Raw genomic sequence first — 25,563 nt, forward strand, 5'->3', positions numbered from 1 at the left:
CAGCCGTCCCCTCAGTTCGGGATCAGCGTGTTGATCACGTGCTCGAGGTATTCCTCGAACTCCTCGTGGGTCATCTTCGGCTGCTGCGGGCGCAGCTGCAGGAAGCCGACGTAGGCGGCATAGGTCAGGCGCGCGCGGTTCACCGCCTCGCTGCGGCCGAGGCCGACCTGGCGGAACGACGCGGTGAGGTAATCCTGGCGGCGCTGCGAGACCCGCTGGATCACCGGACCCACGGCCGGATGCTCCAGCGCGCGCAGCAACTCGCTGTAGATCGCGTGCGGCTTGGTCTCGTGGCCGACCAGCTGGAACAGCTTGCGCAGGCGCTCGCGCGGATCCGGCACTTCCTCCAGGCTGCCGAACACCTGTTCCTGCTCGACCTCTTCCCAGCGCTCCAGCGCGGCCTGCAGCAGCGCATCGCGTGAAGGAAAGTGCCAGTAGAAGCTGCCCTTGGTCACGCCCAGGCGGCGCGCCAGCGGCTCCACCGCGACGGCGGACACGCCCTGTTCGGCAATGACGTCCAGCGCGGCCTGGGCCCAATCGGCGGCGCTGAGACGGGCGCCACGCGCGGGCGTGGCGGGCGGGGTGGCGGGCGCGGTGGTGGTATCCATGGGCGGATTTAACCATACGGCGAGGTGCGTTGCAGTATGCCGTTTCCGCGGAAACCGAGGCCTGACAGGGATTTGCAGCGCCACCGCCGGCACCATACGGTGCATGCTGCACTGCCATACGCCTTCGTATTGACTTTGCGTGAAACGCATCCATACCATTGGGTATGGTATTTCCCCCGACCCCTGCCCCCGGCAGCCACGAGCTGCGCCTGTCCGGCGCCGGCCTGGAACTGGCTGCCACCTGCCATGGCGACTGCCATGCGCCGGCAGTGCTGTTCGCGCACGGCTTCGGCCAGACCCGCCGCGCCTGGAGCGCCAGCGCAGGGCGCGTCGCGCAGCGGGGTTACCGCGCCCTGGCCTACGACGCCCGCGGCCATGGCGGCTCGGACCGCAATCCGCCGGACCTGGCCTATGCCGCGCAGCAGTTCATCGACGACCTGATCGTGGTCGCCGGCGAGCTGCCGCAGCCGCCGGTGCTGGTGGCCGCCTCGATGGGCGGCCTGTTCGGGCTGGCCGCCGAGGCACGCTGGCCGGGCCTGTTCCGCGCCATGGTGCTGGTCGACATCACCCCGCGCTGGGAAGCGGCCGGCATGCAGCGCATCCTCGGCTTCATCAGCGCCTTCCCGGAAGGCTTCGCCTCGCTGGACGAGGCCGCCGACGCGATCGCCGCCTACCTGCCCGGGCGCGCGCGCAAGAGCGAGGCGGCCCTGCGCGAGGTGCTGCGCCAGGGCGCCGACGGCCGCTGGCAGTGGCACTGGGACCGCCGCCTGGTGGACGAGCTGGCACGCGACGGCGAGCGCCACCAGGACGAACTGTCCGCGGCCGCCCGTGCGGTACGCTGCCCGCTGCTGCTGCTGAGCGGCGGCCGCAGCGACCTGGTGTCCGACGCCACCGTCGACGAGTTCCTCGGACTGGTGCCGCACGCGCGCCATGTCCGCATCGCCGGCGCCACGCATATGCTGGCCGGCGACGACAACGACCGTTTTACCGCCACCCTGCTGGACTACCTGGGCGAACTGGACGGTACGGGGCACACCGGCCGTTGCGCCGCGCCCTCCGATCCAGCGTCCGTCAACGGAGCTTTACCATGAGCATTGCCGCGCCAATCCTGGCCTTCCTGCTGATCAGCGGGTTCGCCGCCTACCACCGCATGCGCCTGATAACCTGGGCCGTGCTGCAGGCCATCGCCCTGGCCGCCTGCTGGTGGCTGGGCGCGCACCAGACCACCACCTTGGTGATGGCGATCATCACCGCGGTAATCGCCGTGCCGCTGCTGCTGCCGTTCATCCGCAAGCCGCTGATCGTGGCCCCGCTGCTGAACGTGTTCCGCAAGATCCTGCCGCCGCTGTCGCAGACCGAGCGCATCGCCCTGGAGACCGGCTCGGTCGGCTTCGAGGGCGAGCTGTTCACCGGCGACCCGGACTGGCAGAAGCTGCTCGCCTATCCCAAGCCGCAGCTCACCGCCGAGGAGCAGGCCTTCCTCGACGGCCCGGTGGAAGAGCTGTGCAAGATGATCAACGACTGGGAACTGACCCACGTCCACGCGGACCTGCCGCCGGAGATGTGGGAGTTCATCAAGAAGAACAAGTTCTTCGGCATGATCATCCCGAAGGAGTACGGCGGCCTGGGCTTCTCCGCGCTGGCCCACCACAAGGTGATCCAGAAGATCGCCTCGATCTCCTCGGTGGTCAGCTCCACCGTCGGCGTGCCCAACTCGCTGGGCCCGGGCGAGCTGCTCAACCACTACGGCACCAAGGAGCAGAAGGATCACTACCTGCCGCGCCTGGCGGTGGGCGAGGAAGTGCCGTGCTTCGGCCTGACCGGCCCGTTCGCCGGCTCCGACGCCACCTCCATCCCCGACTACGGCATCGTCTGCAAGGGCACCTGGCAGGGCCAGGAAGTGCTGGGCGTGCGCCTGACCTTCGACAAGCGCTACATCACCCTGGCCCCTGTCGCCACCCTGATCGGCCTGGCGTTCCGCATGTACGACCCGGACGGCCTGATCGGGCAGACCAAGGACATCGGCATCACCCTGGCGCTGGTGCCGCGTGACACCCCCGGGGTCGAGATCGGCCGCCGCCACTTCCCGCTGAACTCGCCGTTCCAGAACGGCCCGATCCGCGGCAAGGACGTGTTCATCCCGCTGAGCCAGCTGATCGGTGGCGCCGAGATGGCCGGCAAGGGCTGGAACATGCTCAACGAGTGCCTGGCCGTGGGCCGCTCGATCACCCTGCCGTCCACCGCCTCCGGCGGCGCCAAGTTCGGCGCCCGCGTCACCGGTGCCTACGCCCGCATCCGCAAGCAGTTCGGCCTGTCGGTCGGCCGCTTCGAGGGCGTGGAGGAGGCGCTGGCCCGCATCGGCGGCAAGGCCTACACCGTCAGCGCACTGTCGCAGGCCACCGCCGCGGCGGTCGACCGCGGCGACGTGCCCTCGGTGCCGTCGGCGATCGCCAAGTACCACTGCACCAGCATGGGCCGCGAGGTCATCTCCGACACCATGGACGTGATCGGCGGCAAGGGCATCATCCTCGGCCCGCGCAACTTCGCCGGCCGCAACTGGCAGGCCGCCCCGATCAGCATCACGGTCGAAGGCGCCAACATCATGACCCGCAGCCTGCTGATCTTCGGCCAGGGCGCGATCCTGTGCCATCCGTGGGTCATGAAGGAGATGAAGGCCGCCCAGGAGAAGGATCGCAAGGCCGCCGTCGCCAGCTTTGACGAGAGCCTGGCCGGGCACGTCCGCTTCGGCTTCTCCAACGCGGTGCGTTCGTTCTGGCTGGGCCTGACCGGCTCGCAGTTCGGCAGCGTGCCGGGCAACGCCTACACCCGCCCGTTCTTCCGCAAGCTCGACCGCTACTCGGCCAACCTGGCGCTGATGACCGACGTGTCGATGCTGCTGTTGGGCGGCAAGCTGAAGTTCAAGGAATCCCTGTCCGGCCGCCTGGGCGACGTGCTGAGCCACCTGTACATGGCCGGCGCCGTGCTCAAGCGCTACCACGACGAGGGCACCCCGGAAGCGGACAAGCCGCTGCTGGCGTGGAGCATGTACAACAGCTTCCACGTGATCGAGAAGGCGCTGTCGGACGCGCTGCGCAACTTCCCGATCCGCCCGGTGGGCTGGCTGCTGTGGGCGCTGGTGTTCCCGCTGGGCCGCCGCGCCGAGGCCCCCGGCGACCGCCTGAACCACCGCGTGGCCTCGCTGCTGATGACCCCGAACGAGGCGCGCGACCGCCTGGGCCAGGGCGTGTTCCTGACCCCGTGCGAGAACAACCCCGGCGGCCGCATCGACAGCTACCTGGCCAAGGCCGTGCAGGCCGAGCCGGTGGAGCGCAAGTTCCTCAAGGCGCTCAAGACCAAGGGCATCGAGGCGCTGGACTTCAACGCCCAGCTCGACGAGGCCGTGGCCGAGGGCGTGATCACCGCCGAGGAGCGCAAGCTGCTGGAAGAGCTGCGCCAGATCACCCTGGACACCATCACCGTGGACGACTTCGACGTCCACGAGCTGCGCGCGGCCAGCTTCTACGACCGCTACGGCAACGACGGCCGGCCCAAGGCCGCCGCCTGACCGGCAAGGCAAGACGAGGACGGCGGGCCCTGTGCCCGCCGTCTTCGTATCCGGCATCCGCCAATGGAGGAAGCGACATGTCCCAGACCCCGCTGTTGCGCCTGTACCGGCGCATGCAGGCCTGGCCCGCCGGCCAGTGGCTGTTCTCCCGCGCCGTGTGCCTCAAGGCGCCCTACTTCGCCAGCATTGCCCCGCGCATCACCGCGCTGGAACCGGGCCGCTGCGAGGGCCGCATCCGCCACCGGCGCAAGGTCACCAACCACATCGGCACGGTGCACGCGATCGCCCTGTGCAACCTGGCCGAGCTGGTCGCCGGGCTGATGACCGACGCCAGCCTGCCGCCATCCATGCGCTGGATCCCGCGCGGCATGCAGGTGGAATACCTGAAGAAGGCGGCCGGCACCATCCACGCCGTGGCCACGCCGGAAGCGCCGCTGGTCGCGGCCACGACCGGCTACGACCTGCCGGTGCGGGTCGAGGCGCGCAACAGCGCCGGCGAGGCCGTGTTCCGCGCCCGCATCAGCATGTGGGTCTCGCCGCGCCCACCGCGCTAGCCGCATAGCCCGGGCAAGCAGAGCGCGCCCGGGGCACGCGGGTCACCGGCGCTGCGCAAGTGCTCTGGATCCCGGCGTACGCCTGGACGACGGTACGGGGACGGCGCCGGCGACGCCGCCGGCCTCATCCCCCGCGCTCGGCCGGCAGCTTGCGCTCCTCGCGCAGCAGGCGCCACGCGCCCACGGTCATGGTGCCGGCCACCAGCAGGCCCGCGCCGAACACCATGCTGGAGCCGAAGGCCGACAGCAGCTTGTGCAGCCAGACGAAGGTCAGGTCGCCGCCGCGGTAGATCACCGTGTCGATCGCCGCGCCGGCCTTGTAGCGCCACTCGCGGCCGACGCGGGTATAGATCGTCTCGCGCGCCGGCTTGGCCAGGGAGAACTCGCTGGCGCGGGTCACCACCTGCACCACCGCCACCAGCAGCGGCAGCGGCGAGGCGGCCAGCAGCGAGAAGCCGAGGATGATGGCGAAGCCGGGGATCAGCAGCGCGGGAGCGATGCCGAAGCGCGACAGGATCCGCCGGGTCAGCAGCAGCTGCACTACCAGGGTCAGGGTATTGACCGCCAGGTCCAGGGTGGCGAAGTAGTCGGCGCGCTGCTCGGCGCTGCTGAAGGCGGCGCGGGCGATCGCGTTCTGCTCGTTGTACAGCAGGGTGCCCACGCCCACGCCCATGACCACCATCAGCGCCAGCCAGCGCAGCAGCGGCTCGCGCGCGATCAGCTTGAGCCCGGCCAGGACCTCGCCGCCCATCGGCTGCTCGCCGCTGGCCAGCTTGCGCGCGCGCTCGCGGCGCACGGCGTAGTGCCGCAGGCGCAACAGGCAGACCACGCACAGCGCCAGCATGACCGCCGAAACCAGCATCATGTTGGCCACCCCGAGCCGGGTCACCAGGGCCTTGGTCAGCAGCGGACCGAGGAAGGCGCCGACGGTGCCGGCCGCGCCGATGTAGCCGTAGCAGGCGCGCGCCTGGACGTTGTCGAACACGTCGGCCATGAAGCTCCAGAACACGGCCACCGCGAACAGGTTGAACACCGTGATCCAGAGGATGAAGGCCAGCCCGCGCCCGGGCATGCCGCTGTCGAACATCGCATAGAACAGCAGCAGGGTGAGGATGAAGAAGCCGTAGATGACCGGCAGGAACACCCGCCGCGGGAAGCGGCTGACCAGCCAGCCGTACACCGGCTGCAGCACCAGCATGATCAGGAACACCGAGGTGAAGATCACCTGCAGCGCGAACTCGCCCAGGGACACGCCGCGCCGGGCGAAGAACCCGATCATGGCCGTCGGGAAGATCGCCTCGATGTCGCTGGAGGCGGCCATCGCCTCGCGCACCGGGCGCAGCACGTAGTAGCCGGTGAGCAGGCAGAAGAAATACAGCAGCGACCACCACAGGGCCGGCGAATCCACCCCGAGCTGGTCCAGCACCTGCCGCAGGCCGCGGCGGCGGGTCGGAGCGTCGGTGGTTCGGGTCATGCGTCCTGGGCTGCCGGCCTGGGGGACGGCCGTAAGGCGCGCAAGTTAGCCGATGCCGGGCAATGCCGCCAGCGGCAGCCCGCTTCGCACCGGGAGAGGGAAGCGCGCCGCCTCCCGCGGAGAGGGGATTCCGGCCCCTCCCAGGCCGGAGCCGGGTTGCGCGCCGCCGGGGCCACCGCCAGCATTCATCCACGCCACGCGGCGGAACAGGGGAACGCATGTACGACTACGTGATCATCGGCGCCGGTTCGGCCGGCTGCGTGCTGGCCGCGCGGCTGAGCGAGGACCCGGGTTGCCGGGTGCTGCTGCTGGAGGCCGGCCCGCGCGACTGGCACCCCTTCATCCACATGCCCGCCGGTCTCGGCCGGCTGGTCAACCAGCGCAGCATCAACTGGGATTACAGCACCGAGCCGGAGCCGCAGCTGCACGGACGCCGGCTGTGGTGGCCGCGTGGCAAGGTGCTGGGCGGCTGCAGCTCGATCAACGCCATGTGCTACACCCGCGGCGTGCCTGGCGACTACGACGCCTGGGCCGCGGCCGGCGCCGAGGGCTGGCACTGGGAAGCGGTACTGCCGTACTTCCTGCGCGCCGAGGGCAACGCGCGCGGTGCCGGGCCGCTGCACGGCGCCGACGGCCCGCTGGCGGTGTCCGACCTGCGCCACCGCAATCCGCTGTCGGAGGCCTTCGTCGAGGCCGGGGTGCAGGCCGGCTGGCCGCGCAACGACGATTTCAACGGCCCCTCGCAGGAAGGCTTCGGCTTCTACCAGGTCACCCAGCGCGACGGCGCGCGCTGTTCCACCGCGGCCGCCTACCTGGCCCCGGCGCGGGCGCGGCCCAACCTCGAAATCGCCACCGGCGCGCTGGTGACCCGGATCGTGGTCCGGAACGGACGCGCCTGCGCGGTCGAGTACCGGACCGGCACGCACGCGCACCGTGCCGAAGCAGGACGCGAAGTGCTGCTCAGCGCCGGCGCGGTCAACTCGCCGCAGCTGCTGATGCTGTCCGGCATCGGCCCGGCGCACGAGCTGCGCGCGCTCGGCATCCCGGTGCTGGCCGACCTGCCCGGGGTCGGCGCCAACCTGCAGGACCACCTGGACATCTGCACCCTCCACCACTGCCCGCCGGGGCTGAGCTACGACCGCGCCAGCGAGCTGAAGATCGCCTTCGACTACTTCCTGCGCGGCCGCCGCGGCGCCGGCACCAGCAACATCGCCGAGGCCGGCGGCTTCGTGCGCTCGGCGCTGGCCACCGACGCACGTCCCGACGTGCAGTTCCACTTCGTGCCGGCCATGCTCGACGACCACGGCCGCAACCGCCTGGCCGGCGACGGCCTGACCGTGCATGCCTGCTTCCTGCGTCCGCGCAGCCGCGGCCGGATCGCGTTGCGCGATGCCGATCCGCGCAGCCCGGCGAGGATCCACGCAGGCTACCTGTCCGATCCGGAAGGCTTCGACCTGAAGGTGATGGTCGAGTGCGCGAAGCTGTCGCGCCGGCTGCTGTCGCAGCCGGCGCTGGCGCGCTACCTGGGCGCCCCCATCCACCCGCAGCGCACCGACCTGTCCGATGCCGGGCTGGAGGAATTCGTGCGCGCCAAGGCCGAGACCATCTACCACCCGGCCGGCACCTGCCGCATGGGCAGCGATGCGCAGGCGGTGGTGGACCCACAGCTGCGGGTGCGCGGCATCGACGGCCTGCGCGTGGTCGACGCGTCGGTGATGCCGGAACTGCCCGGCGGCAATACCAATGCGCCGGTGGTCATGATCGCCGAGCGCGCCGCCGACCTGCTGCGCGGCCGCGCCGCCTGAGCCTGCAACCACGCACCCCGTCGCCGGCGGCGCGGGTGCGCTTCAGCGCGACAGCAGCGCCGGCAGCGGGCAATGCAGGACCCCGCATACCGTGCGCAGCAGCTCGGCCTCGGCCACGCTGACCTTGCCGTCGTGCGAGACCGCATCGACCAGCGCTTCGACCAGCACCTGCTTGGCCGGCGGCGCCAGCGCATCCAGTGGCTCCCACACCGTGTCCAGCGCCTGCACGCCCTGCGCCGGCGGCGCGTACGGCAGGTGGTCGCGCGGCAGCACCCGCTGCAATCCGGCCAGGTAGGCGCGGCGCGCGCCCTCCGGGTCGCCCGGGTGCCCGGCCTGGGCCAGCACCGCCAGCAGGGTGGCGAACTCGCGGCGCACGCCGGGCGCCTTGTTGCGGCCGAAGCGCGCGTGGCGCGAGGGATCCAGCGCCTCGCGCACCTGCACCTGCAGCAACCGCGACAGGCAGTACTCGAACACCGAGACCCGGCCGTCGGCGTGCACCATCGCCTCGACCGCGCCGAGGAAGGCATCCAGCTGCGGCCGCGGCTGCTGGCGCAACACCGGGAAGGCCAGCGCCGCCAGCGGCAGGCGCAGTGCCGGGTGCAGCGCCTGCAGGCGCTCCTGGCGCAGCTGGCGGGTGCGCGCGGCCACGGCCTCGCCGCAGCGCGCGGCCACCTCCTGCAGCTGGCGCGCGGCGACCGCGGCGTCCGCGTCCAGCACCAGGGCCAGCAGCAACGGCATCGCCGCCTCGCGCTGGCGCGCCAGCGCCCGCAGTTCCGGATCCAGGTTCTCCACCAGCCCGTGCGCCTGGCGGTAGTCGTCCTCGGCCGGCGCCGCGACCTGCCCGGAGACCGCGGCCGGCGCCACCGCCATCCGCGCCTCGCGCGGCGGCAGCGGCGGCGGCAGGCCCGGCACCGCATCACGCGCGGCCAGCCCCAGGGCCAGGTCCTCGGCCAGGCCATCGGGCGGGGCGGCGTGCCAGCGCGCCTGCAGCTGGCGCAGCTGCTGCGGGTCGAACGACGGTTCCAGCCGGCGGATGCGTTCGACCAGGGGCGGGTGCGTGGCCATCAGCGAGGACAGCGCCATGCCCTGGCCGAACAGCATGTGCCCGATCTCCTCGGCCTCGGCGCGGTCGGCCAGGTGCGAGCCTTCGCGCAGGCCGCCGATCTTCTTCAGCGCGCCGGCCAGGCCGCTGGTCTGGCGGGTGAACTGCACCGCCGAGGCATCGGCCAGGTATTCGCGCTGGCGGCTGATGCCGGCCTTGATCAGGCGGCCGAAGAACACGCCGATGCTGCCCACCACCACCGCCACCAGCGCCGCCAGGACCAGCGGCAGCCCGTCCCGGCTGCGGCCCAGCCGCCCGTGGAACAGGATCCGCTGGCCGATCAGGGACAGCATCATGATCCCGAACAGCACGCCCACCAGGCGGATGTTCAGGCGCATGTCGCCGTTGAGCACGTGGCTGAACTCGTGCGCGATCACGCCCTGCAGCTCGTCGCGGTTGAGCCGCTCCAGCGCGCCGCGGGTGACCGCGATCGCCGCGTCGGAGGGGCTGTAGCCGGCGGCGAAGGCGTTGATGCCGGTTTCCTGTTCCAGCACGAACAGGCGCGGCACCGGCACGCCGGAGGCGATGGCCACTTCCTCGACCACGTTGCGCAGCCGGCGCAGCTGCGGGTCGAGGGTGTCCTCCGGCACCCAAGTGCCGCCCATCTGCGCGGCGATGGCGGCACCGCCGCCACGCAGCGAGGCGATCCGGTACAGCGAGCCCAGCCCGATCACCGCCAGGGTGAGGACCGTGGCCGCCAGCGCGGCGCCGGTGCTGCCGGTGAACAGCAGCACCGCCGCGTCCACCGCCAGCACGATGCAGACCACGGCCAGCGCGAACAGCAGCACCAGCCGGAACGAGCCGCGGCGCGCGCGTTCCTGGTGTTCGAAGAAGTTCATCGTCGACGTTCCCTGGTCGAGGCCCGGCGCCCGCGGCGGCGTGGGCCGCCGGCGGGCATGCTGCCGGGGGCGATCAGAACTGGACGCGCGGGGCCTCGCGCACCTGCGCTGCGCGCTCGGCCGGCGGCTCCAGCAGCGCGGCAGGAGCGAAGTTGAACATCCCGGCGACCACGCTGGAGGGGAACATCTCGCGCTTGTTGTTGTAGGCCATCACCGCGTCGTTGTAGGCCTGGCGGGCAAAGGCCACGCGGTTCTCGGTCGAGGTCAGCTCCTCGGACAGCTGCATCATGTTCTGGTTGGCCTTCAGGTCCGGATAGGCCTCGGCCACCGCCATCAGCCGCCCCAGCACCCCGTTGAGCGCGCCCTGGCTGGCGGCCAGCTCGGCCATCGCCGCGGCGTCGCCCGGGTTGGCCTTGGCCGCGGCCAGGCCGGCCTGCGCTGCCGAGCGCGCGGCGATCACCGCCTCCAGGGTCTGCCGCTCATGGCTCATGTAGGCCTTGGCCGTCTCCACCAGGTTGGGGATCAGGTCGAAGCGGCGCTGCAGCTGCACGTCGATCTGGGCGAAGGCGTTCTTCCACGCGTTGCGCGCGCTCACCAGGCCGTTGTAGATGCCCACCGCCCACAGCGCCGCGACCACGACCAGGCCCAGAATTACCAACAGGATCAACAAACTGCCCATTCATCTTCTCCTTGTTTGTGCAATCCGGAAAACCGGCGCTAGAATCGGTTGCGGCAGTAAATCACAGGTAGGAAGCGATGAGAGACGGGCGCACTTCCCGGTCCGCCAAAGCGGGCCGCGTACTCGCACCCCGGGCACTCAGGCTCGCTACCCTGGGGCTGATGCTGGGACTGGCGATCCCGTCCACCGCGCGCACCCCCACCCTGTCGGCCAACCCGCCGCCGCCGACCCAGCCGCTCCCTTACCGCGACGTCTCTACCCGCACCGTGCTGCCGCCGGCCGCGGGCTTCGACGTGGCCGTGTTCGAGGCGATGGCCGAGCAGCTGGTGGAAGGCCGGCGCGTGCCAGGGCTGGCCATGGCCGTGGTCCAGGGTGGCCGCATCCTCAGCGCGCGCGGCTACGGTGTCACCGACGTGGCCCGTCCGGAGCCGGTCGACGCCCACACCGTGTTCCGCCTGGCTTCGCTGTCCAAGGCCTTCGCCGGCACCATGGCTGGCCTGCTGGTCAACGACGGCAGCCTGCGCTGGGACAGCAAGGTGGTCGACTACGTCCCCGGCTTCCGCCTGGCCGACGAGGAATACACCCGGCGGGTCACCGTCACCGACCTGCTGAGCCACAGCGTCGGGCTGAAGGCGCACAACGCCTACGACCGCGACATCGAGGCCAATGCCGAGTACTACCAGGTCGCGCAGAAGCTGGCCGAGGCGCCGGTGCAGTGCGCGCCCGGCGAGTGCTACGCCTACCAGAACGTGGCCTTCAGCCTGGTCGGCGACGTGGTCTTCGCCGCCACCGGCAAGTTCTACGAACAGGAAGTGCAGCGGCGCATCTTCGAGCCGCTGGGCATGCGCGACGCCAGCCTGGGCCTGCCGGGCATCGAGTCCAGCCACCGCTGGGCGCGCCCGCACGTGCGCAGCCGCAACGGCTGGGTCTCGATCCGGCCCAAGCCGACCTACTACCGCCTGCCGCCTGCCGCCGGCGTCAATGCCAGTGCCAACGACATGGCGCAGTGGCTGCTGGCCCACACCGGACACCGCCCGGACGTGTTGCCGGCGCCGTTGCTGGCCACCCTGCACGCACCGGTGGTGCCGACCCCGGGCGAGCTGCGCTCCGGCTGGCGCCGCGAGCGCCTCAACTCGGCCGCCTACGCCCTGGGCTGGCGCGTGTTCGACTATGCCGGCGAGGAAGTCGTGTTCCATGCCGGCGCGGTGCAGGGCTACCGCGGCATGGTCGCGCTGCTGCCCGGGCGCGACCTGGGCGTGGCGATCCTGTGGAACAGCGAGAGCAGCCTGCCCTCCGGCCTGCTGCCGACCATCCTCGACCAGGCCATCGGCCTGCCGCCGAAGCGCTGGCTCGACGTGGACGTCGACTTCGGTTCGGACAACCTGATGGTGGACCGCGAGGCGGCCCCGCCTGCGCCCGCGCGCCGCGGCACCTCCGCCGCGCGCGCCACCGCCTCGCCGCGCTGAGCGGCGCGACCACGTCGGGGCCGGCGTAGCACGGTCCCGCGGCACCTTTGAAGTGCGCTCCATGGCGGGCGACGCATAGCCCCGGACAGGCCGAAGGCGCATCCGGGATCCCCTCTGGCAGGAAGTTACGGGCCGCCCCGGTCTGCGTAGCCCGGCGGCGACCGCGCACCGCGTGGCGACGCGACGGGCTTGCGCCATTGGAGCGCGACGCCCGCGGGCCGTCGCCGCGCCCCTGCAGCCCCGGAGTGCGAGGCCCTTCTTGCCGGCTTGGCTGCCCACCAGCCCGCATGCATCGCCAGCCCCGGCTGGCCGGATGCACTCCGCTCACCCGTGCCTCGGTCGCGCGCGCGCCAGGACGTCTGCCCCGGAGGACCGGACGACCCGGATAAAAAAACTCCCTCCCCGCTGGGCTTCGGGGAGGGAGTCATTCAGGTACTACGGTAATCGGAGGCTGATCAGATCAGCGGGGCCGGGGTGGCCGGCAGCGCAACCGGGGCCTGCTTCTTCTTGGCGGCCTTGCGGGCGGCCGGCTTCTTCGCGGCGGCCTTCTTGGTGGCCTTCTTCGCGGCCGGCTTCTTGGCGGCCTTCTTCGCAGCCGGCTTCCTGGCGGCGGTCTTCTTGGCGGTCTTCTTGGCGGCCTTCTTGACGGTCTTCTTCGCCGCGGCCTTCTTCGCGACCTTCTTGGTCGCCTTCTTGGCGGCGGCCTTCTTCGCGACCTTCTTGACGGCCTTCTTCGCGGTGGCCTTCTTGGCGACCTTCTTCGCAGCCGGCTTCTTGGCGGCGGTCTTCTTGGCGGTGGCCTTCTTGGCGGCGGCCTTCTTGGCGACCTTCTTCACCGCCTTCTTGGCGGCGGGTTTCTTCTTCGCAGCTTTCTTGACAGCCATGGTGTAGCTCCTCGTCAGTGATTTGCGGTTGGGTTAACGCCCAGTCGCGAAAGCCCGCCGCACGTGCAGCGGGGAACCCGTCGGCGCGCCAGGCACGTCGATACGGATACAGTTTCGCCCGCGCGATGCAGTGGCGCGGGCGGGAATCTGGGGGGGCGCTGCGTTTGCTCGGGGGAAGCGGGTCCTATCCACCTGGAGGGATTTCATGGCGGATGCCCGGGTTGTGCTTCGCGTTGTGGTGTTGATTCGACTCACTCGCTTCGGCAGGCAGCGTCTGCTGGGCGAAACCTAATCACGGTTTTTTTTACTGTCAACACCCGCGCGCGCGTTTTCTCCCGCCATCGCGCGCGGCGCGAGGCGGCATCCCGCCTCGGGCGACCACCCGCCGGTGCGGCAAGGCGCGCGCGCGCATCGCGCGCCTTGCAAACCGATGCGGAAAAACAAGTGTTTTTTTGCGAGGCGCGCCTGCGCACACGCTTCCGGGCACGCGCCCGGTGCTCCCCGGGAAAGCGCGGCGCCGGCATCGCGCGCGGCGTGCATCAGGCGGAATTTTTTCCCGCCGCAACCGATCCTTTTCGCGTCGCACAAGCCGATTTGCGCAGAACTGCGCGAGCCTTGCGCGGCGTTCGACGCGCACCGGAGCGCTGGCCGGCGCATCGCGCGCGTCGCTGCGGCCACATCGCCACCGCCCGCGCGCGCCGACCACATCCCGGAAACGACGACGCCCGCCGGAAGGCGGGCGTCGTGCGTTGCCGCGGGTCGGCGAGGACGGTCAGTCCTCTTCGCCCTCGATCAGCTCGGCATAGTCGTCCGGCGACAGCAGCTCGGCGAGCTGGTCCTCGTCCACGCCCTCGATCACGAACAGCCAGCCCTCGCCGTAGGCGTCCTCGTTGATGGCCTCCGGCTTGTCGGCCAGCGCGGTGTTGACCTCCGCCACCCGGCCGCTGACCGGGCTGTACACGTCCGAGGCGGCCTTGACCGACTCCACCACCGCCACGGCGTTGCCCGCCTCGACGCTGGCGCCGACTTCCGGCAGCTCGACGTACACCAGGTCGCCCAGCAGCGACTGCGCGTGGTCGGAAATACCCACGGTCACGCGGCCGTTGCCTTCGGCACGGGCCCACTCGTGGGACTTGAGGAATTTGAGGTCGCCGGGGATCTCGCTCATTGGGGTGGCTCCGCTCGCGCAGGGGGTGTTGGGACGGCGGCTAGTCTAAGTACGGCCCCTCGCGAGGTAAACCGTCGCCGCCGTCGCCGGATCAGGCCAGCACGCCTGGTTGCGCCTTGCCCTCGCGCACGAACGGGAATTTCACCACCCGCACCGGCACCTCGCGGCCGCGGATGTCCACCCGCACCTGGCCCGGTTCGCCGGCGGGGATGCGCGCCAGCGCGATCGCCTTGCCCAGGGTCGGGGAGAAGGTGCCGGAGAGGATCTCGCCCTCGCCGCCGGCGGCCAGCACCTTCTGGCCATGGCGCAGCACGCCGCGCTCGTCCATCACCAGGCCGACCAGCTGCCGCGGCACGCCCGCGGCCTTCTGCGCCTCCAGCGCGGCGCGGCCGATGAAGTCCCGGCCCTCGTCCAGCGCCACCGTCCAGCCCAGGCCCGACTCCCACGGCGTGGTGGATTCGTCCATGTCCTGGCCGTAGAGGTTCATGCCTGCCTCAAGGCGCAGGGTGTCGCGCGCGCCCAGGCCGGCCGGGCGCACGCCCGCCTCCAGCAGCGCGTTCCAGAACGCGACCGCCTGCCCCTCCGGCAGCACCACCTCGAAACCGTCCTCGCCGGTGTAGCCGGTGCGCGCCAGGAACAGCGGGATGCCGGAGGCCGAGGCGACCTCGATCGCGGCGAAGCGGGCCAGCGCGCCGGCGCGCTCGCGGTCGGCTTCGGCAAGCAGGCCGATCACCTTGTCGCGCGCCTGCGGGCCCTGCACGGCGATGATCGCCAGCTCGGCGCGCTCGCGCACCTCCACGCCGAAGGCTTCGGCCTGCTGGCTGATCCACGCCAGGTCCTTCTCGCGGGTGGCGGCGTTGACCACCAGGCGGAAGTAATCCTCGCCCAGGTAGTAGGCGATCAGGTCGTCGATCACCCCGCCCTGCTCGTCGAGCATGCACGAGTACAGGGCCTTGCCCGTGGCCTTGAGCTTGTCCACCGAGTTGGCCAGCAGCCGGCGCAGGAACGGGCGCACCCGGGCCCCGTGCAGGTCGACCACGGTCATGTGGCTGACGTCGAACATGCCGGCGGCCTGGCGCACCAGGTGGTGCTCGTCGATCTGGGAGCCGTAGTGGATCGGCATGTCCCAGCCGCCGAAGTCGACCATCTTCGCGCCCAGGGCACGGTGGCTTTCGTTGAGTACGGTCTTGCGGGTCATGGCGCTCTCGGAGATGGAAAGGCGCCATTATCCCCTACCCCGCCGGCGCCGCGGCCGGTGCCGGGAGCCATGCCGCGCGCCGCGACGGCGCCGTGCTCAGGCTTCCTGCACCTTGAGGATGGCGCCGTCGGCGGCCACCACCCGCACCAGGGTCCCGGCCGGCAGGTCCGGGCCCTCGACGGTCCAGAACGCATCGCCGACCTTGATCCGCCCGCGGCCGGCGACGATCGCCTGCTCCAGCGGCGCGACCAGGCCGATGTTCTGCTCGGCGCGGCGGTTGAGCAGGGGCCGGTCGCTCTGCCGCCCGCGGCCGCGGAACCAGCGCCGGTAGACCTGGATCGACAGGAAGCTCAGCACCACGAACAGCGCCACCTGCGCCAGCAGCGGCAGGCCGGGCAACAGCAGGACCAGCAGCAACATCGCCGCGGCGGCAAACCCCATCCACAACAGGAAGGCGCCCGGGGCCAGGGTCTCGGCGGCGATCAGCGCCAGCGCCAGCACCGCCCAGGTGGTCACGTCCCAGCGCATGGCTCAGGCCCCCGGGCGCAGCGGCGGCGGGTTGCGGCGCGCGGCGCTGGCCTGTTGCTGGCCGGCCAGCGCCTCGCGCGCCAGCTCGGCCACGCCACCCAGCGAGCCGAGGATGCCGCTGGATTCCATCGGCATCAGCACGAACTTCTGGTTCGGCGCGGTGGCCAGCTTGGCGAAGGCCTCGACGTACTTCTGCGCGACGAAGTAGTTGATCGCCTGCACGTCGCCCTTGGCGATGGCCTCGGACACCATGGCCGTGGCCTTGGCCTCCGCCTCGGCCAGGCGCTCGCGCGCCTCGGCGTCGCGGAACGCCGCCTCCTTGCGGCCCTCGGCCTCCAGGACCGCCGCCTGCTTCTCGCCGTCGGCGCGCAGGATCTCGGCCTGGCGCAGGCCCTCGGCCTCCAGGATCTGCGCGCGCTTCTCGCGCTCGGCCTTCATCTGCCGGGCCATGGCGTCGACCAGGTCGCGCGGCGGCTGGATGTCGCGGATCTCGATGCGGGTGACCTTCACCCCCCACGGGTTGGTGGCGTGGTCGACCACGCCCAGCAGCTGGGCATTGATCGCCTCGCGCTGGCTCAGCGACTCGTCCAGGTCCATCGAGCCGATCACGGTGCGGATGTTGGTCTGCACCAGGGCGATCATCGCCACCTCCAGGTTGGCGACCTCGTAGGCGGCCTTGGCCGCGTCCAGCACCTGGAAGAACACCACCCCGTCCACCCGGACCACGGCGTTGTCCTTGGTGATGACGTCCTGGCTGGGCACGTCCAGCACCTGCTCCATCATGTTCACCTTGCGGCCGACGCCGTAGATGATCGGGATCAGGAAGTGCAGGCCCGGCTCGAGCGTGTGCGTGTAGCGGCCGAAGCGCTCGACCGTCCATTCGTAACCCTGCGGCACCATGCGCACGGTCTTGAACAACACGATGATGCCGGCCAGCGCCAGCACCGCGGCGACGAAACCCGAAGACATCCCCTTCCTCCCGTGGCCATCCAGGCCCTGATTGTCCGGTTTCCAGTATAGGCACGGCCGGGCCCGGCACCGCCGCGTCCCCTCGCGGCGCCCCCGCGTGCGACGCTTTCGCCGTCCCGGGCATCCATGAGGTCGATGAGCCACGATCTGCCGCCCGATCCACCCGCGCCCCCGGCATCCGTCCCCTGGGGGCCGGCGGCCGTCGCCGCGCCGGCGCCGGACCTGCGGGCGCAGCCGGGCGCGCCGCGCTCGGCCTTCGCCATCGCCGTGCCCGACATCCTGCTGGCGCGGGCCCGCCGCGGCGAGCCGGCGGCGTTCGAGCAGATGTACCGCTGGTTCGAGCGGCCGGTGTTCACCCTCGCCCTGCGCCTGTGCGGCGATCGCGAAGAGGCCAGCGAGGTGTTGCAGGAGACGATGCTGAAGGTGCTGCGCGGGATCGGCGACTACCGCGGCAGCGGTCCGTTCTGGGGCTGGTTGCGGCAGATCGCGATCAACGAAGCGCTGCTGCGGCTGCGCCGCGGCCGCCGCCTGGACCAGGAACTGGCGCTGGACGGCCACGACCTGGAGGGCGCCGCGCCACCGCCGCCGGCGGTGGCCGATGCCGCCCTGCTGCAACGCGCGCTGGCGGCGCTGCCGGCAGCCACCCGCAGCGTGCTGTGGCTGTACCACGCCGAGGGCCACACCCACGAGGAGATCGCCGCGCTGATGCAGCGCAGCCCGAGTTTCTCCAAGTCGCAGCTGGCGCGCGGCACCCGCCGCCAGCGCGCCCTGCTGCAGGTCGAGGAGTCCCCCGCATGAACGAGCACACCCCTTCCCGCGCCACCGACAGCTGGCACGAGGCATTCGCCGCGCTGCCGCTGGAAGCCCCGCCCGCCGATGCCTGGCCGAAGCTTGCACCGCACCTGGCGCCCCCGCGGCGGCACCCGCGCCGCGCGCTGCCCTGGGCGATCGCCGCCTGCACGGCGGCATTGGCCGCGCTGCCGGCGCTGCTGCTGGTACGCCATGCAGGCCCCACGCAGGAATCCGCGACCCCAGCCGCCACCACGCGGATCCCTGCCCGCGCGGCCCAGGCCGGCGCCGTCGGCGTGCACGCCGACGCCCGCCCCGATCCGGCCGCAGCCGGTGGCGCGTCCGCCGCGGGCAGCCCCCCGGCGCATGTGGCCCTGGACCAGCTGCAGGCCGAGTCCGCCCGGCTGGAGGCGCTGCTGGCCGAACTGTCCGTCGACGGACCCGTCGATGGTGCGCAGCTGGCCCTGGTCCTGGCGCTGCAGGCGCAGGTCGGCGAGGTCGATGCCGCGCTGGCCGCCCCCGCGTTGGCGGCTGATGCGCGCGCGGAACTGTGGCAGCACAGGGTGGCGCTGCTGCGCGAACTGGCTGCCGTCGCCAGCGACCAGCGCTGGGATGCGCTGTTTGCCGATGCCTCCTCCCGCTACGCCCTGGTCCAGGTCTACTGACCGGGCGCCATCGTCTTCCACCGGAGAACGATCATGAGTCCTGCCTGCATCCGCACGACCCGGCGCGCCACGCCGTGGCTGCTGGTCTGTGCCTGCCTGCTGGCCCTGCCGGCCCAGGCCGCCGCCGACGCGAACAAGAAGGAAGCCGGGACCGCCGCCGGCGCCGAGGCGGCGCGCGCCGCGGCCGACCTTGCGAAGGCGCGCGCCGACCTGGCCGAAGCCGCCCGCCGGGTTGCCGAGCTGTCGCGCACCCAGGCCGGCGGGGCCGTGGCCTCGCTGCGCAGCGCCCAGGCGCGCCCGCGCCTGGGCGTATTGCTGGGCGAAGATCCGCAGGCCGGGGTGCGCATCGTCGGCGTGACCCCGGGCAGCGGCGCCGAGAAGGCCGGCCTGCGCAGCGGCGACCGCCTGCTGCGCATCCGCGGCAAGGCCATCGCCGGCGGCACCGGGCAGGCGCGGGTCGAGGCCGCGCGCCAGGCACTGGCGCAGCTGCAGGCCGGCGGCAAGGTGCAGCTGACTTACCAGCGCGACGGCCGCGAACACACGGTCGAGGTCGCGCCCGAGGCGCTGCCGGTAAGGGTGATCGCGCACCGCATCTCCGGCGACGGCGCGCTCGGCGAAGACCTGGCCCCGCTGCGCGACCTGGCCCCGGAACTGCGCCGGGAGGTGCTGCACCTGGCGCGCGGCGCCTGCGCCGACGGCGAGGAGTGCAGCGCGCCGCTGCTCGGCGAGGCGCTGCGCTGGAACGGCCTGCACCTGGTCGCGCTCGATGCCCAGCTCGGACGCTACTTCGGCACCGATCGCGGCGTGCTGGTGCTGTCCCAGGGTGCGCTGCCCGGGCTGCAGGCCGGCGACGTGATCCAGCAGGTGGAAGGCGTGGCGGTGGCCACGCCGGCCGAGGCCATGCGCCGGATGGCGCAGAAGAAGCCCGGTGAACAGGCGCGGGTGACGGTGCTGCGCGAGCGCAGCGCGCGCCAGCTGCAGGTGACCGTGCCCGAGCCGCTGCGCGCGCTGGATTTCGTGCCTGCGCCGCCGGCTCCGCCCGCGCGGCCCGCGCATCCGGACATGCCGCCGCCGCCCGCGCCGCCGCGCCCGCCGACCGCGCAGCTGCAACCGCCGGCGTCGGTGCCGCTGCTGGTCTGAGCCTGGCGCGCCGCGGCCACGGCGCCCGGCGCGGGGGAGGGAGGACGCCGGGGCCGGGGCCGCAGGCGTTACTTGGTGAGGATCAGCTTGTCGTTGCTGGTGTGGCGCAGGCGATACACGCGGTCGCCGTGGCGGATCAGGATCTCGCGGCGGCCGCGCAGCAGCTGCTCGCTGCTCAGGGCCTCGGCATCGATGGAAACGCTGGCGCCGTCCGGGGTGCTGCGGACGGCGGACGAAGGCAGGCTCAGGCGATGCACGTTCATTGCGGACTCCAGCGGGGGGACGGGAAGGCTCCAGCCCCGCTAATGATAATAATTCGCATTTGCGTGTCAACGCCTCAGCGGGTGGTGACCACCTCCAGCCGCTGCCACACCTGCTCGTCGTGGCGCTGCGCCACGTCCAGTGCGGTGAGGTTCTGCAGCAGCTGCTCCACCCGGCTGGCGCCGAGGATCACGCTGCTGACATGCGGATTGCGCAGGCACCAGGCGATGGCCAGCGGCGCCGGCGCCTCGCCGAGCCGGGCCGCCGCCTCGACGAAGGCTTGCGCGCGCTCCAGCCGGCGCTCCTGCGGGTCGCCCAGCACCAGCGGCTGCAGCCAGCCGGCATCGGCCTGGGCCAGCCTGCCCTCCCCGGCCAGGCCGTTGGCGTACTTGCCGGTCAGCAGGCCCGAGGCCAGCGGCGACCAGGTGGTGGTACCCAGACCCAGCTCCGAATAGAGCGGTGCGTACTCCAGCTCCACCCGCTGCCGGTGCAGCAGGTTGTACTGCGGCTGCTCGACCACCGGCGCGGCCATGTGCTCGCTGCGCGCGAAGCGTGCCGCCTCGCGGATCAGCGCTTCCGGCCATTCCGAGGTGCCCCAGTACATGACCTTGCCCTGGCGCACCAGCATGTCCATCGCCGCGACCGTCTCCTCCACCGGCGTGTCCGGATCCGGGCGGTGGCAGTAATAAAGGTCCAGGTAGTCCACCCGCAGCCGCTTCAGCGCGGCGTGGCAGGCATCGACCACGTGCTTGCGCGACAGCCCGCGCTGGGTCGGGCGCGGTGCTTCGGCGGCGCCGAAGAACACCTTGCTGGAAACGCAGAAGCCGTCGCGCGGCAGGCGCAGGTCGGCGATCACGTCGCCCATCACCCGCTCGGCCTCGCCGTTGGCATAGGCCTCGGCGTTGTCGAAGAAGTTGATGCCGTGGTCCCAGGCCGCGGCCACCAGTTCGCGGGCCTGGCCGCGGCCGACCTGGCGGCCGAAGGTCATCCAGGCGCCAAAGGAAAGCGCGGACAGCTGCAGGCCGGTGGCGCCAAGGCGGCGGTATTGCATCGGAGTCACTCCTGTGGATCACGGATGCGGCAGTGTAGGCGCGTCCGCCGCGGGGCCGCGCAACAAGGCGCCCGGCAATCGTCGCAACACCCCTGCGACGCCTTTGGCGACGGGCCCTGGCGTGCTCCATACATACGCGCAGGGGGCCGACCTGCTACGCTTTCGCACATCCTTAACATTCGCGGAACCCTCATGATCGAGGCAATCGGACGGATCGGCTTCGGCCTGTTCGGACTGGCCGTGCTGATCGGCATCGTCTGGCTGTTCTCCAACAACCGCCGCGCGGTGGACTGGAAGCTGGTCGGCACCGGCGTGGTGCTGCAGATCGCCTTCGCGGCGCTGGTGCTGCTGGTGCCGGGCGGGCGCGAGGTGTTCGACGCCATGAGCCACGGCTTCGTGCGCGTGCTCGGCTTCGTCGGCGAGGGCTCCAACTTCATCTTCGGCAGCCTGATGGACACCTCGACGGTGGGCTTCATCTTCGCCTTCCAGGTGCTGCCGACCATCATCTTCTTCTCGGCCCTGATGGGCGTGCTCTACCACCTGGGCGTGATGCAGGCGGTGGTGCGGGCCATGGCCTGGGCGATCACCAAGGTCATGCGCGTGTCCGGCGCCGAGACCACCAGCGTCTGCGCCAGCGTGTTCATCGGCCAGACCGAGGCGCCGCTGACCGTGCGCCCGTACATCCCGAAGATGACCCAGTCCGAGCTGCTGACCATGATGATCGGCGGCATGGCCCATATCGCCGGCGGCGTGCTGGCGGCCTACGTGGGCATGCTCGGCGGCGGCGACCCGGAGCAGCAGGTGTTCTACGCCAAGCACCTGCTGGCGGCGAGCATCATGGCCGCCCCGGCCACCCTGGTGATCGCCAAGATCCTGGTGCCGGAAACCGCCGAGCCGCTGACCCGCGGCACGGTCAAGATGGAAGTGGAGAAGACCACCGCCAACGTGATCGACGCGGCCGCCGCCGGCGCCGGCGACGGCCTGCGCCTGGCACTGAACATCGGCGCGATGCTGCTGGCCTTCATCGCCCTGATCGCCCTGGTCAACGCCCCGCTGACCTGGCTGGGCGAGGTCACCGGCATCGCCTCGGCGATCGGCAAGCCGACCAGCCTGTCCACCATCCTCGGCTACCTGCTGGCGCCGATCGCCTGGGTGATCGGCACGCCGTGGGCCGACGCCACCACCGTCGGCTCGCTGATCGGACAGAAGGTCGTGATCAACGAGTTCGTGGCCTACACCGAGCTGTCGCAGATCGTGAACGGCCAGGTGCCGGGCCAGGTGCTCAGCCGCGAGGGCGCGCTGATCGCGACCTACGCGCTGTGCGGCTTCGCCAACTTCAGCTCGATCGCGATCCAGATCGGCGGCATCGGCGGCCTGGCCCCGGAGCGCCGCCAGGACCTGGCGCGCTTCGGCCTGCGCGCGGTGCTGGGCGGCTCCATCGCCACCTTCATGACCGCCACCATCGCCGGTGTACTGTCGCACTTCGGCTGACCGCCGGCCGGCGGCCGGGCGCCCCCGCGCCCGGCCTGGCCATTCCCCCCGTAGTCCAGACGCAGCAGAGGCTCCATGAATCCGGTCATCGTCGTCGGCTCCTTCAACGTCGACCATGTCTGGCGTTGCAACGAACTCCCCGCCACCGGCGCGACCATTGCCGGCCAGTACATGACCGGCCCCGGCGGCAAGGGCTTCAACCAGGCCGTGGCCTCCGCCCGCGCCGGCACGCCGACCACCTTCATCTGCGCCCTCGGCGACGACGCCGGCGGCGCGCTGGCGCGCGAACTGGCCGCGGCCGACGGCATCGACCTGCGCGCCGAGTCCAGCAGCGAGCCCACCGGCACCGCCGGCATCTACGTCGACGCCCGCGGCCGCAACACCATCGTCATCGGCGCCGGCGCCAACGGCGTGCTGGGCGTGGCCCACGTCACCGCCGACCCGGCGCTGGCGCGCGCGGCCGGCGTGCTGCTGGCCCAGCTGGAATCACCGGTGGATGCAATCGAGGCGGCGCTGGCCATGGCCCGCGAGGCCGGCACCACCACCGTGCTCAACCCGGCGCCGGCCAACGCGCAGGCCAGCATGGGCCTGCTGCGCCTGGCCGACGTGCTGACCCCGAACGAGACCGAATTCGCCGCCCTGCTCGCGCGCCAGGTCGGCGAGCGGGTGGAGCCGGACGCGGTGGCCGCGCTGGATGGCGCGCGCCTGCACGCGCTGTGCCGCAAGCTGCTGCCGCACGGCACCGTGGTGGTGACCATGGGCTCGGTGGGCGTGTTCGTCTCGCATGCCGAGGAGCAGCTGCGCGGTGATGCCCAGCCCTACTACCGGATCGGCGCCGAGAGCGTGACCGCCAGTGATACCACCGGTGCCGGCGACGCCTTCAACGGCGCCCTGGCCGCCTCGCTGGCGCGTGCCCCGGAGCAGGCCTTCGCCACCCACGTGCGCTACGCCAACCGCTTCGCCGCGCTGTCCACCGAGCGCCCCGGCGCGGCCGCTTCGATGCCGCGCCACGACGAGGTGCTGGCCCGCTTCCCGGGCTGAGGCGGCGGCGATGCGGATCGGTCCCTACGCGATCGAGCCGAGGGTGGTGCTGGCGCCGATGGCCGGCGTCACCGACAAGCCGTTCCGGCTGCTGTGCAAGCAGCTGGGCGCGGGCCTGGCGGTGTCGGAGATGACCATCTCCGACCCGCGCTTCTGGAACACCCCCAAGTCGTTGCGGCGCATGGACCACGCCGGCGAGCCGGATCCGGTCAACGTGCAGATCGCCGGCACCGAGCCGCGGCAGCTGGCCGAAGCGGCGCGCTACAACGTCGACCAGGGCGCGCAGATCATCGACATCAACATGGGCTGCCCGGCCAAGAAGGTGTGCAATGCCTGGGCCGGCTCGGCGCTGATGCGCGACGAGGCGCTGGTGGCGCGCATCCTCGAGGCGGTGGCGGCGGCGGTCGAGGTGCCGGTCACGCTCAAGATCCGCACCGGCTGGTGCGCCGAGGTGCGCAACGCGCCGGCCATCGCCCGCATCGCCGAGGACGCCGGGATCGCCGCGCTGGCGATCCACGGCCGCACCCGCAACCAGCACTACACCGGGCAGGCGGAGTACGACACCATCGCCGAGGTGAAGTCGCGCCTGCGCATCCCGGTGGTGGCCAACGGCGACATCGACTCGCCGGCCAAGGCCGCCTTCGTGCTCGCCTACACCGGCGCCGACGCGGTCATGGTTGGCCGTGCCGCGCAGGGCCGGCCGTGGATCTTCCGCCAGATCGCCCATTACCTGGCCACCGGCGAGGAGCTGCCAGAGCCGGCCGTGGCCGAGGTGCGCGACATCCTGCTTGGCCACCTGCAGGCGCTGCACGCGTTCTACGGCGAGGAACAGGGCGTGCGCATCGCCCGCAAGCACCTGGGCTGGTACGCGAAGGACCGCCCGGAGAACGCCGCCTTCCGCGCCGTGGTCAACCGCGCCCAGACCGCCGCCGAGCAGCTGGCCCTGACCCGCGACTACTTCGACGCGCTGGAAGCCGGCGTGGCGTTCGCCCTGCCCGAGGTGGCCTGAGCGCGTAGCGACGGCAGCGCTGAAGCGTGGCTGTTGCGACCGGGGCGATGTGTCGTGATCCCGCCCTCTCCCGCGCCCCCTCCCACGGGGAGAGGGAAACTGCGCAATCCCGAATCACGAATCACGAATCAAGAAACCCCAATCACTCCGGCGCCTCCCAGATCCGCCGCCACATCGGCCCCAGGCGCCGGCGCGCTTCCCAGGGCAGGCGCAGTTGCTGCGGCCGGATCGCCTGCCAGCGGCCGTCGGGACCGCGCTGGGCCACCACGAACACGAAGCTGTAGTCCGGTTCGGCGCCCATGCGCAGGTCGGACAGTTCCAGGCGGCCGTCGCGCTCGCGCGCCTTCATGAAGCCGTGGTTGAACCAGGCCAGGCGCTGCACCGCCGGGATCTGCGCGGCCTCGGCCAGGGCCTGGGTATTGGACGGATGGCCGCGGAACGCGATCGGGCCCTGGTCGGCCACCAGCGAGTGCTCGCCCTCGACGAAGCCGCTGGGCGTCATCGCCACCACCCGCCACAGCAGGGTGTTGAACGGCATCGGCACCGAGAAGCGCGGCGCATCGCCCAGGCCCATGGCCGCCAGGGTGCGCTGGGCCTGGCGCTCGACCATGGCCTTGGCCGCCAGCGACCAGCCAAGGTAGGCGCTGCTGAGGACCAGGCCGGCCACCAGCGCGCGCTGCGCCAGCGGCCGCTCCCGCGCCCACCAGGCGACCCCGCAGCCCAGCAGCAGCCACACCGTGTACAGCGGATCGATGATGAACACGCTGGACCACATCACCGGCGGCACCGGCAGCGGCCACCACAGCTGGGTGCCGTAGACGGTGAACGCGTCCAGCAGCGGATGCGTCACCAGCGCCAGCTGGATCGCCCAGAACCAGCGCGCCGGCGCCTGCGCCACCCGCCCACGCCCGTACCGCCGGAACAGCCACCACAGCAGCCAGCCCAGCAGCGGCAGCACGAACAGCGAATGGCTGAAGCTGCGGTGCGCGGTCATCAGCACCACCGGATCGTCGCTGGCCAGCATGATCGGCAGCGAATCCAGGTCCGGCAGGGTGCCGAGGGCGGCGCCGGCCAGCAGCGCGGCGCGGCGGTGGCGGGCGGGGGCGATGGCGGCGGCGACGGCGCCGCCGAGGACGATCTGGGTCAGCGAATCCATGGCCCGGATGCTAGCAGCCGGCCTTCACGCCGGCCCGCGGCGGGGCCGCCACGGTTAACGGAAACCGACCCCGGCGGCGGCAGAATGCAGGACGGCGCGCGCGCGTGTATCATGCGCGGCC

23 protein-coding genes and 1 pseudogene are annotated in these 25,563 nt (G+C 71.8%); 11 read left to right on the plus strand and 13 right to left on the minus strand.

What is annotated here, in order from left to right:
* Positions 1 to 11 precede the first annotated feature (11 nt).
* On the minus strand, positions 12 to 608 hold the full coding sequence (locus EIM48_RS02445; protein WP_125108485.1) for a TetR/AcrR family transcriptional regulator: 597 nt from the start codon (positions 606 to 608) through the stop codon (positions 12 to 14).
* A gap of 164 nt (positions 609 to 772) precedes the next feature.
* Between EIM48_RS02445 and EIM48_RS02450 the strand changes: the two are divergent.
* From EIM48_RS02450 to EIM48_RS02460, 3 genes and pseudogenes are all read left to right on the plus strand, one after another.
* Positions 773 to 1,615: pseudogene (locus EIM48_RS02450) on the plus strand (alpha/beta hydrolase); the annotation flags it as partial.
* Positions 1,616 to 1,695: 80 nt separating this feature from the next.
* On the plus strand, positions 1,696 to 4,173 hold the full coding sequence (locus EIM48_RS02455; protein ID WP_125111007.1) for an acyl-CoA dehydrogenase: 2,478 nt from the start codon (positions 1,696 to 1,698) through the stop codon (positions 4,171 to 4,173).
* A 77-nt stretch (positions 4,174 to 4,250) separates the two neighbouring features.
* A complete protein-coding gene (locus EIM48_RS02460; RefSeq protein WP_019397508.1) occupies positions 4,251 to 4,727 on the plus strand; it encodes a hotdog fold domain-containing protein in 477 nt (158 codons plus the stop codon).
* 124 nt (positions 4,728 to 4,851) lie between these two features.
* On the opposite strand, the gene EIM48_RS02465 is transcribed toward EIM48_RS02460, so the two are convergent.
* Positions 4,852 to 6,201, minus strand: a complete 1,350-nt coding sequence (locus EIM48_RS02465) for an MFS transporter (RefSeq protein ID WP_233581612.1) — start codon at positions 6,199 to 6,201, stop codon at positions 4,852 to 4,854.
* A 218-nt stretch (positions 6,202 to 6,419) separates the two neighbouring features.
* Between EIM48_RS02465 and EIM48_RS02470 the strand changes: the two genes are divergently transcribed.
* Positions 6,420 to 8,006 carry a choline dehydrogenase gene (locus EIM48_RS02470; protein WP_125111008.1) on the plus strand — a complete coding sequence of 529 codons (1,587 nt, stop codon included), beginning with the start codon at positions 6,420 to 6,422 and terminating at the stop codon, positions 8,004 to 8,006.
* Positions 8,007 to 8,048: 42 nt separating this feature from the next.
* On the opposite strand, the gene EIM48_RS02475 is transcribed toward EIM48_RS02470, so the two are convergent.
* Together EIM48_RS02475 and EIM48_RS02480 are read right to left on the minus strand one after the other, a co-directional pair.
* On the minus strand, positions 8,049 to 9,947 hold the full coding sequence (locus EIM48_RS02475) for a M48 family metallopeptidase (RefSeq protein WP_125111009.1): 1,899 nt from the start codon (positions 9,945 to 9,947) through the stop codon (positions 8,049 to 8,051).
* 73 nt (positions 9,948 to 10,020) lie between these two features.
* Positions 10,021 to 10,626, minus strand: coding sequence for a LemA family protein (locus EIM48_RS02480; protein WP_125108489.1), 606 nt, complete (start codon positions 10,624 to 10,626; stop codon positions 10,021 to 10,023).
* Positions 10,627 to 10,787: 161 nt separating this feature from the next.
* Between EIM48_RS02480 and EIM48_RS02485 the strand changes: the two genes are divergently transcribed.
* A complete protein-coding gene (locus EIM48_RS02485) occupies positions 10,788 to 12,092 on the plus strand; it encodes a serine hydrolase domain-containing protein (protein WP_125111010.1) in 1,305 nt (434 codons plus the stop codon).
* Positions 12,093 to 12,547: 455 nt separating this feature from the next.
* On the opposite strand, the gene EIM48_RS02490 is transcribed toward EIM48_RS02485, so the two are convergent.
* The 6 genes from EIM48_RS02490 to EIM48_RS02515 all read right to left on the minus strand — a co-directional run bounded on the left by EIM48_RS02490 (position 12,548) and on the right by EIM48_RS02515 (position 16,839).
* Positions 12,548 to 12,976, minus strand: a complete 429-nt coding sequence (locus EIM48_RS02490) for a histidine biosynthesis protein HisIE (RefSeq protein WP_125111011.1) — start codon at positions 12,974 to 12,976, stop codon at positions 12,548 to 12,550.
* A 288-nt stretch (positions 12,977 to 13,264) separates the two neighbouring features.
* Positions 13,265 to 13,684, minus strand: a complete 420-nt coding sequence (locus tag EIM48_RS02495) for a hypothetical protein (protein ID WP_125111012.1) — start codon at positions 13,682 to 13,684, stop codon at positions 13,265 to 13,267.
* Positions 13,685 to 13,748: 64 nt separating this feature from the next.
* Positions 13,749 to 14,144, minus strand: a complete 396-nt coding sequence (gene gcvH, locus EIM48_RS02500) for a glycine cleavage system protein GcvH (RefSeq protein ID WP_019397515.1) — start codon at positions 14,142 to 14,144, stop codon at positions 13,749 to 13,751.
* Between the two features lie 91 nt (positions 14,145 to 14,235).
* The gene (gcvT, locus tag EIM48_RS02505) at positions 14,236 to 15,342 is read right to left on the minus strand and encodes a glycine cleavage system aminomethyltransferase GcvT (protein WP_019397516.1); all 1,107 of its coding nucleotides are present in this window, start codon (positions 15,340 to 15,342) and stop codon (positions 14,236 to 14,238) included.
* A 96-nt stretch (positions 15,343 to 15,438) separates the two neighbouring features.
* A complete protein-coding gene (locus tag EIM48_RS02510) occupies positions 15,439 to 15,870 on the minus strand; it encodes an NfeD family protein (protein WP_019397517.1) in 432 nt (143 codons plus the stop codon).
* Between the two features lie 3 nt (positions 15,871 to 15,873).
* Positions 15,874 to 16,839 carry an SPFH domain-containing protein gene (locus EIM48_RS02515; RefSeq protein ID WP_028914601.1) on the minus strand — a complete coding sequence of 322 codons (966 nt, stop codon included), beginning with the start codon at positions 16,837 to 16,839 and terminating at the stop codon, positions 15,874 to 15,876.
* A 135-nt stretch (positions 16,840 to 16,974) separates the two neighbouring features.
* Here EIM48_RS02515 and EIM48_RS02520 point away from each other — a divergent pair, with 135 nt between their 5' ends.
* Genes EIM48_RS02520 through EIM48_RS02530 form a run of 3 tightly spaced genes read left to right on the plus strand, consistent with a single transcriptional unit; the run spans position 16,975 to position 19,433 of the window.
* The gene (locus EIM48_RS02520) at positions 16,975 to 17,637 is read left to right on the plus strand and encodes a sigma-70 family RNA polymerase sigma factor (protein ID WP_125111013.1); all 663 of its coding nucleotides are present in this window, start codon (positions 16,975 to 16,977) and stop codon (positions 17,635 to 17,637) included.
* On the plus strand, positions 17,634 to 18,293 hold the full coding sequence (locus EIM48_RS02525) for a hypothetical protein (RefSeq protein WP_125111014.1): 660 nt from the start codon (positions 17,634 to 17,636) through the stop codon (positions 18,291 to 18,293). Before EIM48_RS02520 ends, EIM48_RS02525 begins: the two co-directional genes overlap by 4 nt.
* Before the next feature lie 33 nt (positions 18,294 to 18,326).
* Positions 18,327 to 19,433 carry a PDZ domain-containing protein gene (locus EIM48_RS02530; protein WP_028914599.1) on the plus strand — a complete coding sequence of 369 codons (1,107 nt, stop codon included), beginning with the start codon at positions 18,327 to 18,329 and terminating at the stop codon, positions 19,431 to 19,433.
* Positions 19,434 to 19,501: 68 nt separating this feature from the next.
* On the opposite strand, the gene EIM48_RS02535 is transcribed toward EIM48_RS02530, so the two are convergent.
* Together EIM48_RS02535 and EIM48_RS02540 are read right to left on the minus strand one after the other, a co-directional pair.
* On the minus strand, positions 19,502 to 19,696 hold the full coding sequence (locus tag EIM48_RS02535; protein WP_028914598.1) for a hemin uptake protein HemP: 195 nt from the start codon (positions 19,694 to 19,696) through the stop codon (positions 19,502 to 19,504).
* Between the two features lie 74 nt (positions 19,697 to 19,770).
* A complete protein-coding gene (locus EIM48_RS02540; RefSeq protein ID WP_125075891.1) occupies positions 19,771 to 20,745 on the minus strand; it encodes an aldo/keto reductase in 975 nt (324 codons plus the stop codon).
* A gap of 192 nt (positions 20,746 to 20,937) precedes the next feature.
* Here EIM48_RS02540 and EIM48_RS02545 point away from each other — a divergent pair, with 192 nt between their 5' ends.
* The 3 genes from EIM48_RS02545 to dusB all read left to right on the plus strand — a co-directional run bounded on the left by EIM48_RS02545 (position 20,938) and on the right by dusB (position 24,286).
* On the plus strand, positions 20,938 to 22,236 hold the full coding sequence (locus EIM48_RS02545) for a nucleoside transporter C-terminal domain-containing protein (protein ID WP_019397443.1): 1,299 nt from the start codon (positions 20,938 to 20,940) through the stop codon (positions 22,234 to 22,236).
* A gap of 75 nt (positions 22,237 to 22,311) precedes the next feature.
* Complete coding sequence (locus EIM48_RS02550; protein ID WP_125111015.1) at positions 22,312 to 23,277, plus strand: ribokinase; 966 nt, start codon at positions 22,312 to 22,314, stop codon at positions 23,275 to 23,277.
* Positions 23,278 to 23,287: 10 nt separating this feature from the next.
* Positions 23,288 to 24,286: a tRNA dihydrouridine synthase DusB gene (dusB, locus tag EIM48_RS02555; RefSeq protein WP_125111016.1), complete on the plus strand. Its 999-nt coding sequence runs from the start codon at positions 23,288 to 23,290 to the stop codon at positions 24,284 to 24,286.
* A gap of 142 nt (positions 24,287 to 24,428) precedes the next feature.
* Here the strand turns inward: dusB and EIM48_RS02560 are convergent, their stop codons facing one another.
* The gene (locus EIM48_RS02560; protein ID WP_028914594.1) at positions 24,429 to 25,442 is read right to left on the minus strand and encodes a metal-dependent hydrolase; all 1,014 of its coding nucleotides are present in this window, start codon (positions 25,440 to 25,442) and stop codon (positions 24,429 to 24,431) included.
* Between the last annotated feature and the right edge of the window lie 121 nt (positions 25,443 to 25,563).

Origin of the sequence: Pseudoxanthomonas sp. SGNA-20 (genome assembly GCF_003931635.1) — a bacterium.
GTDB lineage: Bacteria > Pseudomonadota > Gammaproteobacteria > Xanthomonadales > Xanthomonadaceae > Pseudoxanthomonas.